Annotated in this window: 14 protein-coding genes; 12 read left to right on the forward strand and 2 right to left on the reverse strand. The window is 40.9% G+C overall.

What is annotated here, in order from left to right; translation table 11 throughout:
- Positions 1-48 precede the first annotated feature (48 nt).
- The 8 genes from tenI to FZC76_RS18780 all read left to right on the forward strand — a co-directional run bounded on the left by tenI (position 49) and on the right by FZC76_RS18780 (position 5,683).
- Positions 49-663: a thiazole tautomerase TenI gene (gene tenI, locus FZC76_RS18745; protein WP_148989701.1), complete on the forward strand. Its 615-nt coding sequence runs from the start codon at positions 49-51 to the stop codon at positions 661-663.
- Positions 660-1,790 carry a glycine oxidase ThiO gene (gene thiO / locus FZC76_RS18750; protein ID WP_148989702.1) on the forward strand — a complete coding sequence of 377 codons (1,131 nt, stop codon included), beginning with the start codon at positions 660-662 and terminating at the stop codon, positions 1,788-1,790. The genes tenI and thiO overlap by 4 nt, the downstream gene beginning before the upstream one ends.
- Positions 1,783-1,995 carry a sulfur carrier protein ThiS gene (gene thiS, locus FZC76_RS18755; RefSeq protein ID WP_392396855.1) on the forward strand — a complete coding sequence of 71 codons (213 nt, stop codon included), beginning with the start codon at positions 1,783-1,785 and terminating at the stop codon, positions 1,993-1,995. Before thiO ends, thiS begins: the two co-directional genes overlap by 8 nt.
- A 1-nt stretch (position 1,996) precedes the next feature.
- Positions 1,997-2,764: a thiazole synthase gene (locus tag FZC76_RS18760; protein ID WP_148989704.1), complete on the forward strand. Its 768-nt coding sequence runs from the start codon at positions 1,997-1,999 to the stop codon at positions 2,762-2,764.
- Positions 2,764-3,792, forward strand: coding sequence for a thiazole biosynthesis adenylyltransferase ThiF (locus FZC76_RS18765; protein ID WP_148989705.1), 1,029 nt, complete (start codon positions 2,764-2,766; stop codon positions 3,790-3,792). The genes FZC76_RS18760 and FZC76_RS18765 overlap by 1 nt, the downstream gene beginning before the upstream one ends.
- Positions 3,793-3,807: 15 nt before the next feature.
- Complete coding sequence (thiD, locus tag FZC76_RS18770; protein ID WP_148989706.1) at positions 3,808-4,611, forward strand: bifunctional hydroxymethylpyrimidine kinase/phosphomethylpyrimidine kinase; 804 nt, start codon at positions 3,808-3,810, stop codon at positions 4,609-4,611.
- Positions 4,608-5,258, forward strand: a complete 651-nt coding sequence (gene thiE / locus FZC76_RS18775) for a thiamine phosphate synthase (protein ID WP_148989707.1) — start codon at positions 4,608-4,610, stop codon at positions 5,256-5,258. The genes thiD and thiE overlap by 4 nt, the downstream gene beginning before the upstream one ends.
- 215 nt (positions 5,259-5,473) lie before the next feature.
- Positions 5,474-5,683 (forward strand): hypothetical protein, encoded by a 210-nt coding sequence (locus FZC76_RS18780; protein ID WP_148989708.1) that lies wholly within the window; start codon positions 5,474-5,476, stop codon positions 5,681-5,683.
- 194 nt (positions 5,684-5,877) lie between these two features.
- On the opposite strand, the gene hmpA is transcribed toward FZC76_RS18780, so the two are convergent.
- Both hmpA and FZC76_RS18790 read right to left on the reverse strand, forming a co-directional pair.
- Entirely contained in the window at positions 5,878-7,107 is a 1,230-nt protein-coding gene (gene hmpA / locus FZC76_RS18785) for an NO-inducible flavohemoprotein (RefSeq protein WP_148989709.1), read from the reverse strand.
- A 221-nt stretch (positions 7,108-7,328) separates the two neighbouring features.
- Entirely contained in the window at positions 7,329-7,529 is a 201-nt protein-coding gene (locus tag FZC76_RS18790) for a cold-shock protein (protein ID WP_010198513.1), read from the reverse strand.
- Between the two features lie 803 nt (positions 7,530-8,332).
- Here FZC76_RS18790 and FZC76_RS18795 point away from each other — a divergent pair.
- From FZC76_RS18795 to FZC76_RS18810, 4 genes are all read left to right on the forward strand, one after another.
- Positions 8,333-10,090: an ABC transporter ATP-binding protein gene (locus FZC76_RS18795; RefSeq protein ID WP_148989710.1), complete on the forward strand. Its 1,758-nt coding sequence runs from the start codon at positions 8,333-8,335 to the stop codon at positions 10,088-10,090.
- Between the two features lie 14 nt (positions 10,091-10,104).
- Positions 10,105-12,123: an ABC transporter ATP-binding protein gene (locus FZC76_RS18800; protein ID WP_148989730.1), complete on the forward strand. Its 2,019-nt coding sequence runs from the start codon at positions 10,105-10,107 to the stop codon at positions 12,121-12,123.
- A 172-nt stretch (positions 12,124-12,295) separates the two neighbouring features.
- Complete coding sequence (locus FZC76_RS18805; RefSeq protein ID WP_148989711.1) at positions 12,296-13,114, forward strand: amino acid ABC transporter substrate-binding protein; 819 nt, start codon at positions 12,296-12,298, stop codon at positions 13,112-13,114.
- A complete protein-coding gene (locus FZC76_RS18810) occupies positions 13,101-13,802 on the forward strand; it encodes an amino acid ABC transporter permease (RefSeq protein WP_148989731.1) in 702 nt (233 codons plus the stop codon). Before FZC76_RS18805 ends, FZC76_RS18810 begins: the two co-directional genes overlap by 14 nt.
- Positions 13,803-13,827: the final 25 nt, after the last annotated feature.

A 13,827-nucleotide genomic window follows, 5' to 3' on the forward strand; every position in this document is an offset into this window, starting at 1 on the left:
GAGTGGGTTTTTTGCGTTAAAAAATGATGTAAAAAAGGGTGAGGATCTTTGCAATTACATCTAATTACAGATGGTAAAAAAACGAAGGAAGAGCTTGTTGCCATCTTGTGTAAAGTCAATGAGTCAGTGGATTTCATCCATATAAGAGAAAAACACCGAAGTGCAATGGAAGTCTTTGAACTGGTTGATGAGCTAATTAGATCAGGAGTCCGGCCTGAAAAAATTATCATAAACGACCGAGTAGATGTTGCCCATGTGCTTAATGTAGGCGGAGTAAACCTGGCCTATCACAGTCTTGGAGTGTCTGATATTTGCAGAAATTTTCCGAACTTAAGGGTTGGTAAGTCGGTACATAATTACGATGAAGCAATACAGGCAGAAATGGACGGGGCTGATTTTATCCTATATGGCCATATTTATCTGACCAATTCCAAGAAGGGGTTGATACCTAAAGGACTGATGGAATTAAGAAAACTAACAAGATCTTTAAAGATACCCGTCATTGCCATAGGTGGAATAACTCCTGACAAACTGAAGGAGCTTAGGATTTCAGGGGCTGGAGGAATTGCGGTTATGTCCGGAATCATGAATGCAGAAGATAACGTTCATGCAGCGAATGCCTTTCAAGCAGCATTGCTCGCTGAAAAGGAGGAGATTGGATGAATAATAACTATGACGTAATAATTATTGGTGGTGGTGTTAACGGTTGTTCCATTGCATATTACCTTGCTCGTGAAGGCAAAAGTGTATTGCTTTTGGAAAGGGAAAAGTTGGCGGGTAAGGCATCGAGTGCAGCAGCAGGTATGCTCGGAGCACAAGTGGAAGTGACAGAAGAGGGAGCACTTTTTGAAATTGCCAAGGAAAGCAGGGCGATGTTTCCCTCTCTTCAATACGAATTGAAAGAGCACTCGGGTATTGACATAGAACTTGTGCAGAAAGGGATGCTGAAGCTTGCAAGGAGTGAGGAAGAGGTTAGGCACTTGAAAAGCACGATTGCCTTCCAACAAAAATTAGGGGAGAGGGCAGAATGGCTTAATTCGGAACAAGTAATGGAAAGGGAAGGGCAGCTTTCTCAGGCTGTGATAGGGGCTATGAATATTCCTATGGATGGTCATGTCAATCCCGTTCGACTGACACAAGCATTTGCGAAATCGGCTATCAACCTTGGAGCGGAAGTGAAAGAGTATGTAGAGGCGTACTCGCTAATCATGGATGGAAATGCTATTAGGGGTGTGGAAACTAACAACGGAATTTTTTATGGGGAAAATATAATAGTGGCAGCAGGTGCTTGGAGTAAAAGGCTGCTTGAGGAGTGTGGTGTGAGTATTCCTGCTTATCCGGTAAAGGGGGAGTGCTTCTCTGTCTTTACAGATCGACCATTGCTCACAAGTACTATTTTTACGGAAAGCTGTTACCTTGTTCCGAAGAGTGGAAACAGACTGGTTATTGGAGCAACGATGATACCTGACACTTTTTCCGAGAATGTAACGGTAGGAGGGCTTTTTCAGCTAATGGAGGAGGCTGCACGTGTACTTCCTGCTTTGAAAAGTGCCACTTTTGAACGTTCCTGGTCGGGGATACGACCTCAAACAGGGGATGGTCTTCCATATCTCGGGCAGCATCCAAAGTATAAGAATCTCATCATCGCAACCGGTCATTACCGGAATGGGATCCTGCTTTCACCTATAACAGGTAAACTTGTATCAAAAATGATTGGGGATGCGCGTATGCCAGCATATATGGAAGCATTCAAGATAGATAGATTAAAAGAATATGCAAAGGGTGAGTAGTTTGAAACTGATTATTAATGGTGACGCTATCGAAATTCCAGATTCAGTGAAAACCGTATCGGAACTTTTAGAACATTTTCAACTAAACCAGAAGGTAGTCATAGTGGAAAAGAACAAAGAGATTCTGCAAAAGGAACATCATGTAACAGAGAACGTGCAAGATGGAGATCAATTAGAATTAGTACATTTCGTAGGAGGCGGTTAATATGTTGAAAATTGGTACATATTCATTTAATTCCAGGTTGTTGTTGGGAACTGGGAAATACCCGGACTTTGATATTCAAAAGCAGGCGGTGAATGTTTCCGAATCGGAAATACTGACATTCGCGGTTAGAAGAATGAACATCTTTGAAGCAAGTCAGCCAAACTTTTTAGAAAAGCTAGATCTACAGAAATACACGCTGTTACCAAACACAGCAGGTGCTAAAACGGCCGAAGAAGCTGTAAGGATTGCCAAGCTTGCGAAGGCTTCCGGTCTCTGCGACATGATCAAGGTGGAAGTCATCGGGTGTTGGAAAACACTACTGCCAGATCCGGTAGAGACGTTAAAGGCCACGGAAGAACTATTAAAAGAAGGCTTTACGGTTCTACCATACACTTCAGATGATGTCGTGCTTGCTAGAAAACTAGAAGAACTTGGTGCCCACGCCATCATGCCAGGAGCCTCCCCAATCGGCTCTGGACAAGGAATCATTAACGAGTTGAACTTGGGCTTTATTATTGAACAATCCCATGTGCCTGTTATCGTGGATGCAGGAATTGGTTCCCCAGCTGATGCCGCGAAGGCGATGGAATTGGGAGCGGATGGAGTGCTATTGAATACGGCTGTTTCAGCAGCAAAAGATCCTGTGAAAATGGCAGAGGCCATGAAACTTGCGATTGAAGCTGGGCGTCTCGGGTATGAGGCTGGAAGAATGGAAAAGAAACGTTACGCGACAGCCAGCAGCCCAAGTGAAGGAATGAGTATCGGGTAATGGACCGATATTCACGACAGACTCTGTTCGCACCGATTGGATTGGAAGGCCAAAAAAGCATCGGTGACAAACACGTGTTGCTCATCGGTGCAGGGGCGTTGGGTACAGGAAATGCGGAGGCACTAGTCAGAGCGGGAGTCGGAAAGCTCACGATAATAGATAGAGATTATGTGGAGTGGAGCAACCTGCAACGCCAACAGCTTTATTCTGAGCAGGATGCACATGAAAAGCTTCCTAAAGCGGTGGCAGCAAAAGAGCGGCTTCAGCAAATCAATTCAGAAGTGGAAATAGAAGCACAGATTGCGGATGTGACTACAGAAATGTTGGATACATTAGTGAAAAAAGAGAGGTTTGATCTGTTGCTTGATGCGACTGATAACTTTGATATTCGCATGATTATGAATGATATTAGTCAAAAGCATGTTATCCCTTGGATATATGGAGCCTGTGTAGGGAGCTACGGCATCACTTTTACCATTTTTCCAGGGGACACCCCCTGCTTGCAGTGTTTGCTGAAAACCGTTCCACTCGGTGGGGCAACCTGCGATACAGCCGGAATTATTGCCCCTGCTGTCGGGACGGTGGTCGCCCATCAAGTTGCAGAGGCATTGAAAATATTATCCGGGAACCTTGAAGACTGCAATCGAAAGCTTGTTTCCTTTGATCTTTGGAAGAATCAGTATGTCACCTTGAATGTAGAAAAATTAAGGGACCCTGAGTGCCTAAGCTGTGGAGAAAATAGGGTGTATCCCCATTTATCTTTTGAAAACCAAACGAAAACGGCTGTCCTCTGTGGAAGGGATTCTGTACAGATACGGCCTGCGGAGACTTTTTCTGGAGGCAGGAGTCTGAAGGGAGTTAAAGAACTTTTGTCATCCCAAGGTATAAAAGTGGAAGCTAATCCATATTTGGTAGCTTTTCAAGCAGAAGGCCATCGCTTGGTAGCTTTCCAGGACGGTAGAGTGCTAGTTCATGGAACAAAAGATATTGCTAGGGCAAAAACATTGTATCACCGATATTTAGGATAAGGGAATGAGATACCTATGGTAGCAAAAGTATTAACAATAGCAGGTTCCGATAGTGGCGGAGGGGCCGGGATCCAGGCAGACATCAAAACATTTCAGGAGCTGGATGTGTATGGTATGTCTGCCATCACAGCCTTAACAGCCCAAAACACATTAGGGGTTCAAAACGTCTATCCGATACCTGTTGACATGGTATTAGAGCAATTGAATTCCATTGCAGAGGATTTGCGTCCGGATGCTTTAAAGACTGGAATGCTTTTCAGTGGCGTTATTATTGAATCGGTAGCCGATAAAATCGCCGAACAAGGATGGGGAAATGTAGTGGTAGACCCAGTAATGATAGCCAAAGGGGGAGCAAGACTTTTGCAAGAGGATGCGATCAGGGCCATTCGAGAAAAGCTTTTACCGCTAGCAACCGTATCGACACCAAATATTCCTGAGGCAGAGGTGCTGACGGAAATGACCTTGGATACCATGGATCGGAGGAAGAAAGCAGCTAAAATTCTTCATAAACTTGGCTCTTCCCATGTTGTCATCAAAGGCGGACATGGGCAAGAGGAAGAGTTAGTGGACCTTGTTTATGATGGCAATAGATTTTTTGAGATGAAAAGTATGCGCATTGATACAAGGCACACTCATGGTACAGGGTGTACATTTGCAGCAGCTATCACTTCAGGTCTTGCAAAAGGTTGTACAGCAGAGGATGCCATATTGACGGCGAAACGATTTATTCATCGTGCCATTGAGGTACAGCTTGGAATTGGTAGTGGTCATGGTCCAACTAATCATTGGGCATACCGGAAAGCTGGCATTGGGGTATGAAAAGGGATTGGTTGAGTGTTTATTTAGTGATGGGCAGTGTAGATTGCAATGGTCGCGACCCGAGGGATGTGCTGCAGGAAGCCATCAGCGGAGGGATAACTTTTTTTCAGTTTCGTGAAAAAGGGAACGGTGCCAAGGTGGGGATGGAAAAAAGGAAGCTTGCATGGGAGCTAAAGAATATTTGTAAGAGGCATGAAATTCCCTTTATTGTGAATGATGATATCGCATTAGCGATGGAGGTTGAAGCGGATGGCGTGCATATAGGCCAAGAAGATACACCCTTTTCTGTTGTGGAGGAACGTGTAACACCTGAAATGATTATCGGTGTTTCTTGTCACTCCTTGGAAGAGGCTGTTGCGGCTGTGAATGATGGTGCAGACTATATCGGAGTCGGTCCTATGTATTTCACTACCACTAAAAAAGACATCAGGGAAGTGAAGGGGCCAGAAGTTATTAAGGAGATTAGGAATGCTGGTTTGACGGTTCCCATAGTGGGCATTGGCGGTATTACCGTTGGAAACGCGACAGAGGTGTTTGCGGCTGGAGCTGATGGAGTTGCAGTGATTTCTGCGATTTCAAAAGCAGAATCCGCTTTTGAAGCCGCTAAAGAGTTTTCTCAATGTGTAGGAAAAGGTGTAGAGAACTAATTCAATTTAATTCTTCTTTGTTATGGTGGGTGCAGGAAGAAACTCTGAATTTTGTTGAAATTTGGTATCAAAAGTGCACCATTTGAGCCAAAATTCCTCTCGGAAAATTCGTTTGGACAATATTCTCCAAGCTTCGGACAATCGATATGTATTAATGATTGGGGTTCGGACATTTGTACTAGGTCTTCGGTCAAGAAGTTGAGGTGTTTGGACATTTGAAAATTTTGTTCGGTCAACTTTCCGAAATCTTTGGACAACTTCTGAAAATCTTCGGTCAATTTTTAAAAAATTTCGGTCAAAAACCCGGAAACTTTGGACAATTGAGCTCAGCAACCATTATAAAGCTGGGCGGACCATCTACATTCACCACCATAACTATCGGCCCAACATCAATTAATAGCGCTATTATCACTATGAAATCTTAAACGATTAAATTTAACCCTATTCACAACATTGTCAAAAATTAATCACTAATTCTACTAATCAATGATATAATTAAATTACCATTTGCTTTATAACATGTTTGCATGTAGTCCCCTGTTCTTAATTTGAGAGCAGGGGTATTTTTCTGAGGAAATAAAGAGCCTGCCGACTAAATACAGCAAGCCCTCATCACATATTATTTTACAACCGCTTCTTCCTTGTTCATATCAATGGAAGGTCCGAAAAATTCGAATTTAATGTTTTCCTCAGGTACTCCAAGTTTTCCAAGCATAGAGATGATAAACTTCATGAATGGAACCGGTCCACATACAAAATACAGAGCATCATTATCTATGTTCATCGCTTTAAACATATGTTCCGTGATGTAACCTTGTTCATGGAAAGCCCCTAATCTGATATCCTCTTCTAATGGATTTTCATAAACAAAAAGCTTCCTCCCGTTTTCCATCATATCAATGGCTTCCCTGACCTCATCTTTAAAAGCATGTAGAGAGCCATTTTTGGAAGCATGAATGAAAGTGGTCGGTCTTGCTGGTTGTTCTTTGGCGATGGTCTTCAACATACTTACCATTGGCGTGATACCGACACCTCCACTTATTAAGTACACTGGTGTGTCTTGATTTGTTTCAAGAATGAAGTCACCAGCTGGTGCAGTCACTTCTAATGTATTTCCTTTTTCTACATGTTCGTGAAGATAATTGGAAACGGCCCCAGCGGGATCTCCCATTTCTCTTTTAACAGAAATTCTAAAAAATTCACCATTAGATGCGTCTGATAAACTATATTGACGGTTGAATAGATTCATTTCACCAGGAATGGAGAGTCTGATGGTAATGTATTGTCCAGGGGTAAAAGAAGGGACTGCGGATCCGTCGGACGGTTTCAAGTAGAAGGAAGTAATGAGCTCGCTTTCCTCGATTTTTTCCACTACTTCAAAGTTTTTGAAATCCTTCCAGCCGCCCGTTTGTTGCGCTGCTGCTTCATACATCTCCTTCTCAACAGAAATGAAGACGTCTGCAATTATTCCATATGCTTCTCCCCATGCTGCAATAATTTCATCTGTTGCTGCATCTCCAAGAACAGCTTTGATTGCTTTAAGTAAATGATCACCAACTATAGGATAATGTTCTGGTTTAACAGCCAAGCTTCTATGTTTATGGGCAATCTGTTTGACAGCTGGTAAAAGGACTTCCAATTGATCGATGTAAGTAGCTGCTGCATATATCGTGTTTGCTAAAGCGGTTTGCTGACGACCTTTCTTTTGGTTGGCATGATTAAAAACATTTAATAATTCAGGGTGGTTGGTAAATAGTGTTTTATAAAAATGCGTTGTGATCTCTTCACCTTTTACGGCTAACACTGGAGCAGTTGATTTAACAATTTGAATAGTGGTTGAGCTTAGCATTGGAATGCCTCCCTATTTTAGAAAAGATATATTTTAAATGCATCTTTATTATAAAATAGAGAGAGGATAAAAGTAATATATAAAATACATCTTTAATAAATTGGTCACATGTCAGGCTTAGAATTGAACTCAAATTTATTTACATATTCTCTAATATACTAGTCATAGGCAAAACAAAAAGGCCCCCATCGCTGGGAGCCTTTTATTTGCTGTGCTATAAATTATGCTTTGTTAACGTTAGCAGCTTGGTCGCCACGGTTACCTTGAACGATTTCAAATGTAACAGATTGACCTTCTTCTAAAGATTTGAAACCTTCGCCTTGGATCGCTGAGAAGTGAACGAATACGTCGTCTCCGTCTTGGCGCTCGATGAATCCGAAACCTTTTTCTGCGTTAAACCATTTTACTGTACCTTGTAACATGTTGTTACCTCCTAGTGTGCTTACCACACAATGTATTACTATTCTTGCTCTTAGAAATATCAAGGCGAAAGTTAAATCTTAACTTTGAATCCTTACATACCGAACAAAAATAATTCTTCTTAAGAATAACAGTTAAATCCAAAAATAGCAACCCACGAGCACAAAACCCCAATTGTGCGTGTGCCTATTATATAGGTGGGAATTTTCCTGTGCGGGTCTGACCCCTTCTTTTAATTTAATAAATGTAACATCAGTGAAATATTTAAATTATTTTAATTTTGGTAATTTTGGTGATTGACAAGTGCTTGTCTAGGGTGGTAAGTTTAAAAAGTGGAAATTATATGAAACTAAATCAAATTTTAAGGAAAGGGAGGGTTCGAGGATGATTAAGTTAATGACAATTGAAGTTGTAGATCGTAAGTCTAATAATTTAATAAATCTCGTGACCTGTCCTGTTAGAAATTCGGTTATTGTATTCTAATCGAATTATCTATTCCTTTTTACGTATAGCCGTATAAGGATATCTTTGTAGGAAACACAGGTCACCATCAGGGCGTGACGTGTGCTTTTTTTATGGAGAAAAAAGGTGGCATACCGAGGAACGTTCGGTATGCCACCTTTTTGTTTTGATTTATTTCTATAATTTTCCAAAATATTATTAAATGGAATTAACAACACTTCCATATATAACAGGAGGAATACAAAATGGGAAATATTTATGTTCGGTTAATGATGTACAAAGTGGCTTCGGATGGAGGGTAGCAAGAAACTAGAATTCAGCATAGAAGGGAGAATTTATCATTATGTTTTCAGTACTAGGAAAATTGGGTTGGTTTTTTAAGGAACATTGGAAGAGGTACACAATAGCAATAGCATTGCTTATTTTTGCAGGGATCTTAGAGGTTATTCCACCAAAAATGATTGGAATGGCCATTGATGATATCCAGGTAGGCGCGTTTACACCTGAAAAATTGATGCAATATGTAATTTTTCTAACCATATTGGCGATAGTCATTTATGGGATCACATACACTTGGATGTATCAGCTTTTTGGAAGCTCCTTCTTGGTGGAAAGATCACTAAGATCGAAATTGATGGGCCATCTATTAAAGATGACACCTACTTTTTATGAGAAAAACCGTACTGGGGATTTAATGGCCAGGGCAACCAATGACCTGAAAGCCATTTCCACTACAGCGGGCTTTGGAGTATTAACACTCATTGACTCCAGTGTGTTCATGCTAATCATCTTGGGGACGATGGGCTTTATGATAAGTTGGAAGCTGACATTAGCGGCTATCATTCCACTACCATTAATGGCACTGGCCATGAATATTTATGGAAAGAAAATTCACCAGCGTTTTACAGAGGCACAAGATGCATTTGGTGATATGAATGACAAAGTGCTTGAATCAATAGCCGGAGTCCGTGTTATACGCGCTTATGTGCAGGAAAGAGCGGACCAGGGCAGATTTCATCAAATGACAGATGATGTGTATAAGAAGAATGTAAAGGTTGCCATCATCGATTCACTCTTTGAGCCGACCATTAAATTGCTTGTCGGCGCAAGTTACTTGATTGGACTTGGCTATGGGGCATACTTGGTATTCCATAAATCAATTACACTAGGGGAACTTGTGGCGTTCAACGTTTATTTAGGAATGTTAATTTGGCCGATGTTTGCAATTGGTGAATTGATTAATGTTATGCAAAGGGGTAATGCATCGCTCGATCGTGTTAACGAGACACTATCGTACAAAGAGGATGTCCGAGATTACCCTGAACCGATAAATGTTTCTACACCAAAAATCATTGAATTTAATCACGTTACATTCAAATACCCCACTTCCACAGTGGATAATTTAAAGAATGTCTCTTTCCACTTAAAAGCAGGGCAAACACTAGGGATTGTAGGGAAAACGGGTAGTGGGAAAACGACATTGATTAAGCAACTCTTAAGAGAGTACCCGCTTGGTACAGGTACTATCAGTATAAATGAGGTAGACCTGCAAAAAATCCCATTGCATACCATTCAAGGCTGGATTGGCTATGTGCCACAGGATCATATCCTCTTCTCACGGTCTGTTAAAGAAAACATCTTATTTGGGAAAGAAGATGCAACAGATGAAGAAATTGCGCAAGCGATCAGATCGTCTGCTTTTGAAAAAGATCTAGAGATGCTTGCTGAAGGGCTTCAAACCTTGGTTGGAGAAAAAGGTGTATCGCTTTCTGGAGGGCAGAAACAGCGTATTTCCATTGCGAGGGCCCTTATTGCCGATCCTGAGATTTTAATTCTAGATGATTCATTATCTGCAGTCGATGCAAAAACGGAAGCAACGATTATTGAAAATATTAGAAATGAACGCGCTGGAAAAACAACATTAATTACCACTCACCGCTTATCAGGGGTACAGCATGCCGATTGGATTATTGTTTTGGAAGACGGAGAAATAGTAGAGTCTGGTATGCATGATCAATTGATGGCCGTTGGAGGCTGGTACAAAGAACAGTTTGAAAGGCAGCAAGTTCAATCGCCAAAAGGAGGCGAGGTTTTAACATGAATGAAATCAAAAAAATAAAATCAGGCAAACGCCTGTTTCAATATGCACTAACGCAAAAGAAAATCATTATTATTGCATTGTTGATGCTGTCCGTTGCGGTTGCAGCAGAGTTGACAGGTCCTTTTATCGCAAAAAGGATGATAGACAATCATATTCTTGGGATTGAAAAAGCTTGGATTGAAACAGAGCAAGATGGAGAAAATCGAGTATATTTCGAAGGGAAGTATTATGGAAGGGAAGACCGCGAAGCAGTAGGTGCAACTCCAGAAAATAAGGCTCGGATTCTCCAAGTAGGTAGAGAATATTATTTCCTGCCATCAGACATCAGCTTTGATGGGGAAAGATCTGCTGGAAATGGCGAGGTAACCATTAAAAGAGGGGTAGAGGTGCAAAGCTATCCTGCTCAAAGATTGACAAATAGTGAACTGATTAACTTTTATCAACCAGAAGTGAAATATATTATCTATCTTGTAGGATTATATTTTGGCTTGCTTGTATTGGCCTCTTTCTTCCAATACGGTCAAAGTTATTACCTGCAGACATCGGCCAACCGCATTATTCAAAAAATGAGAGAGGATGTTTTCGGGCAAATACAGAAATTACCGATTCAATATTTTGATCATCTTCCTGCTGGTAAGGTAGTATCAAGGATTACCAATGACACGGAAACGATTAAGGAATTATATGTAACAGTCCTTGCCACTTTCTTTTCTGGGCTGATTTATATAACAGGGATTTATATCGCTTTATTTTTACTTGATGTAAGATTGGCGTTAATTTGCTTGACCTTGATCCCAATTCTTATTGTATGGTTTATCTTTTATCGAAAGTATGCGTCCGTTTATAACCACAAAATACGGGCACTTCTTAGCGATATTAACGGTAATATTAATGAGTCTATTCAAGGAATGACCATTATCCAAGCTTTTAGACGTCAAAAGAAGGCAACAGCAGAGTTCGAGGGATGGAATGAACAGCATTTCACTTTCCAAAATAAACTGTTAAGCCTTAATGCTTTAACTTCCCATAATCTTGTAGGAGTACTTAGAAATATTTCATTTGTTGTGGTGATTTGGTATTTCGGAGGTGCTTCATTAGGGATTGGCACTGTCGTTTCCCTAGGGGTGCTTTATGCATTTGTTGACTATTTAGGTAGAATGTTCGGGCCGATTACCGGAATGGTTAATCAATTGGCAAATCTTGAACAGGCACGTGTGTCCGCGGTCCGAGTGTTTGAACTAATGGATGAAGCGGGAATTCAAGTTTCCGACGTAAAACATCCACGTTATGAAGGAAATGTCTCCTTTGAATCTGTCTGGTTTGGCTACAAGGAAAATGAATATGTTTTAAAGGATATCTCCTTCACAGCTTCAAAAGGGGAAACCGTAGCATTGGTCGGTCATACTGGATCGGGTAAAAGCTCCATCATGAATCTTTTATTTCGTTTTTATGATATCGAAAAAGGTAAAATCATTATTGATGGGGAAAACATTCAGGAACTTCCTAAACAGGCAATCAGGCAGCACATGGGAATCGTCCTACAAGATCCGTTCTTGTTTACGGGTACCATTTCCTCCAATGTAAGCCTTGATGATCCCACTATCTCCGTTGATCGCGTGAAAAAAGCGCTTGAGGATGTAGGAGCAATGGAATTTATCAATGCACTGCCTAATGGATTAGATGAGCCAGTCATTGAAAAAGGAAGTACGTTATCTTCCGGACAACGTCAATTGATTTCCTTCGCACGTGCGTTGGCGTTCGACCCGGCCATCTTGATTCTTGATGAGGCAACAGCAAGTATTGATACAGAAACAGAAGCCGTCATCCAGCAGGCGTTGGAGGTCTTGAAGAAAGGAAGAACCACTTTCATCATTGCCCACCGACTTTCTACTATTAAAAACGCAGACCAAATTCTTGTTCTGGACCGAGGAGAAATAGTCGAGCGAGGTAATCATTCTGAACTGATGGAGAGAAAAGGCAAGTATTATCAGATGTACGAATTACAGCAGGGTACCAAGGACCTTGCTGTCTAAGAGCATTAGGCTATGGGGGAAAATTACCCCTGTAGCCTTTTTGTTATTTTTACGGATATTGGGAGAAAATAAAAAGGAAGACAAAGTCTTTGACAAGCTTCAAGACTTCTTATACTATACAGTATGTTGCAATAAAAAATAATTCATATAAGAATACTGGGGGTTTAACAGAATGAAAAAAATCTTATCTATATTCACATTACTTTTACTATCTGCGGTAGTGTTGACCGCATGTGGTACAACAAACAATAATGGTGCTACAGGAGAAACTCCGAAAGAGGAAACGGACAATCTGCTAAGCAAGGTGGAAGAAGAAGGGGAACTTCTAGTTGGGACGGAAGGTACATACCCTCCTTTCACATTCCATGATGAGTCTGGAAAGTTGACAGGCTTTGATGTAGAAATTGCAGAAGCGATTGCTGAAAAAATGGGTGTAGAAGTTAAATTTATGGAAACACAATGGGATGCTATGTTTGCTGGTCTTGATTCAAAGCGTTTTGATATGATTGCAAACCAAGTGGGTATTCGTGAAGATCGTTTAGAAAAATATGATTTCTCCGACCACTATATTACATCAGCTGCAGTTCTTGTAACAAAAGAAGATAATGAAGAAATCAAAAGCTTTGAAGACATTGAAGGCAAAAAATCTGCGCAATCTTTAACAAGTAACTATGCGGATATCGCCCGAGAATATAAGGCGGAAATAGAAGGGGTAGAAGGTTTTAACCAAGCAATTGAATTGATTAACTCCAACCGTGTAGATGTTACAATCAACGATAAATTATCCGTTCTTGATTTCCAAAAAAATCGTCCAAATGCAGCAATTAAAATTGTTGATGAAGCGGGAGATGCGGCGCAAAGTGGTATGATGTTCCGCAAAGGCAGTGACGAATTGGTAGAAGCAGTAAACAACGCACTTGCTGAAATTATTGAAGATGGAACGTATGAAGAAATTTCAGAGAAATGGTTTGGTGAAAATGTACTTAACTAATATCCTGACAGATCCGGAACGTTTAGATAGATGGATGACAATTGCACAAAGTTCCCTTCTCCCTTTGGTGAAGGGAGCTTTGTCTTATACCATACCGTTGACGCTTCTTTCATTCAGTTTTGGGCTGATGATTGCGATTGTAACGGCATTGGCACGTATTTCTCCGATTAAACCATTGCAAATTGTAGCTAGAATCTATGTATCCATTATTCGAGGAACCCCTCTTTTAGTGCAATTATTTATTATTTTCTATGGATTGCCATCCATCGGGGTTACCATTGATTCATTTCCAGCAGCAGTTATTGCGTTTTCCTTGAATGTTGGAGCATATGCATCGGAAATAATCCGAGCAGCAATCCTATCAACACCAAAAGGACAATGGGAAGCGGCTTATTCCATGGGGATGAGTTACCCACAAGCACTTAGGAGAATCATATTACCACAGGCGGCACGAGTCTCTATTCCACCATTGTCCAATTCATTTATTAGTTTGGTGAAGGATACCTCTCTTGCTTCCTTGATTCTTGTGACAGAAATGTTCAGGGTGGCACAGCAAATTGCTGCAACTAACTATGAATTCCTGTTGCTATATGCACAAGCAGGGGCTATCTATTGGGTAATATGTTTTTGCTTATCTCTCGTTCAAGGAAGAGTAGAACGTCGTTTGGACAGGTATGTTGCAAAATGATTTTATTAAGAAAACAGCTATTTAT

The organism is Sutcliffiella horikoshii (genome assembly GCF_008180725.1).
GTDB classification, from domain to species: domain Bacteria; phylum Bacillota; class Bacilli; order Bacillales; family Bacillaceae_I; genus Sutcliffiella_A; species Sutcliffiella_A horikoshii_B.

Bases quoted from the DNA above. Each gene is read 5' to 3' on its own strand.
- FZC76_RS18795 (WP_148989710.1), top strand. From the start codon at position 8,333: ATGTTTTCAGTACTAGGAAAATTGGGTTGGTTTTTTAAGGAACATTGG.
- FZC76_RS18790 (WP_010198513.1), bottom strand. From the start codon at position 7,529: ATGTTACAAGGTACAGTAAAATGGTTTAACGCAGAAAAAGGTTTCGGA.
- FZC76_RS18810 (WP_148989731.1), top strand. From the start codon at position 13,101: ATGTACTTAACTAATATCCTGACAGATCCGGAACGTTTAGATAGATGG.
- FZC76_RS18765 (WP_148989705.1), top strand. From the start codon at position 2,764: ATGGACCGATATTCACGACAGACTCTGTTCGCACCGATTGGATTGGAA.
- FZC76_RS18760 (WP_148989704.1), top strand. From the start codon at position 1,997: ATGTTGAAAATTGGTACATATTCATTTAATTCCAGGTTGTTGTTGGGA.
- hmpA (WP_148989709.1), bottom strand. From the start codon at position 7,107: ATGCTAAGCTCAACCACTATTCAAATTGTTAAATCAACTGCTCCAGTG.
- FZC76_RS18805 (WP_148989711.1), top strand. From the start codon at position 12,296: ATGAAAAAAATCTTATCTATATTCACATTACTTTTACTATCTGCGGTA.
- thiE (WP_148989707.1), top strand. From the start codon at position 4,608: ATGAAAAGGGATTGGTTGAGTGTTTATTTAGTGATGGGCAGTGTAGAT.
- thiO (WP_148989702.1), top strand. From the start codon at position 660: ATGAATAATAACTATGACGTAATAATTATTGGTGGTGGTGTTAACGGT.
- thiD (WP_148989706.1), top strand. From the start codon at position 3,808: ATGGTAGCAAAAGTATTAACAATAGCAGGTTCCGATAGTGGCGGAGGG.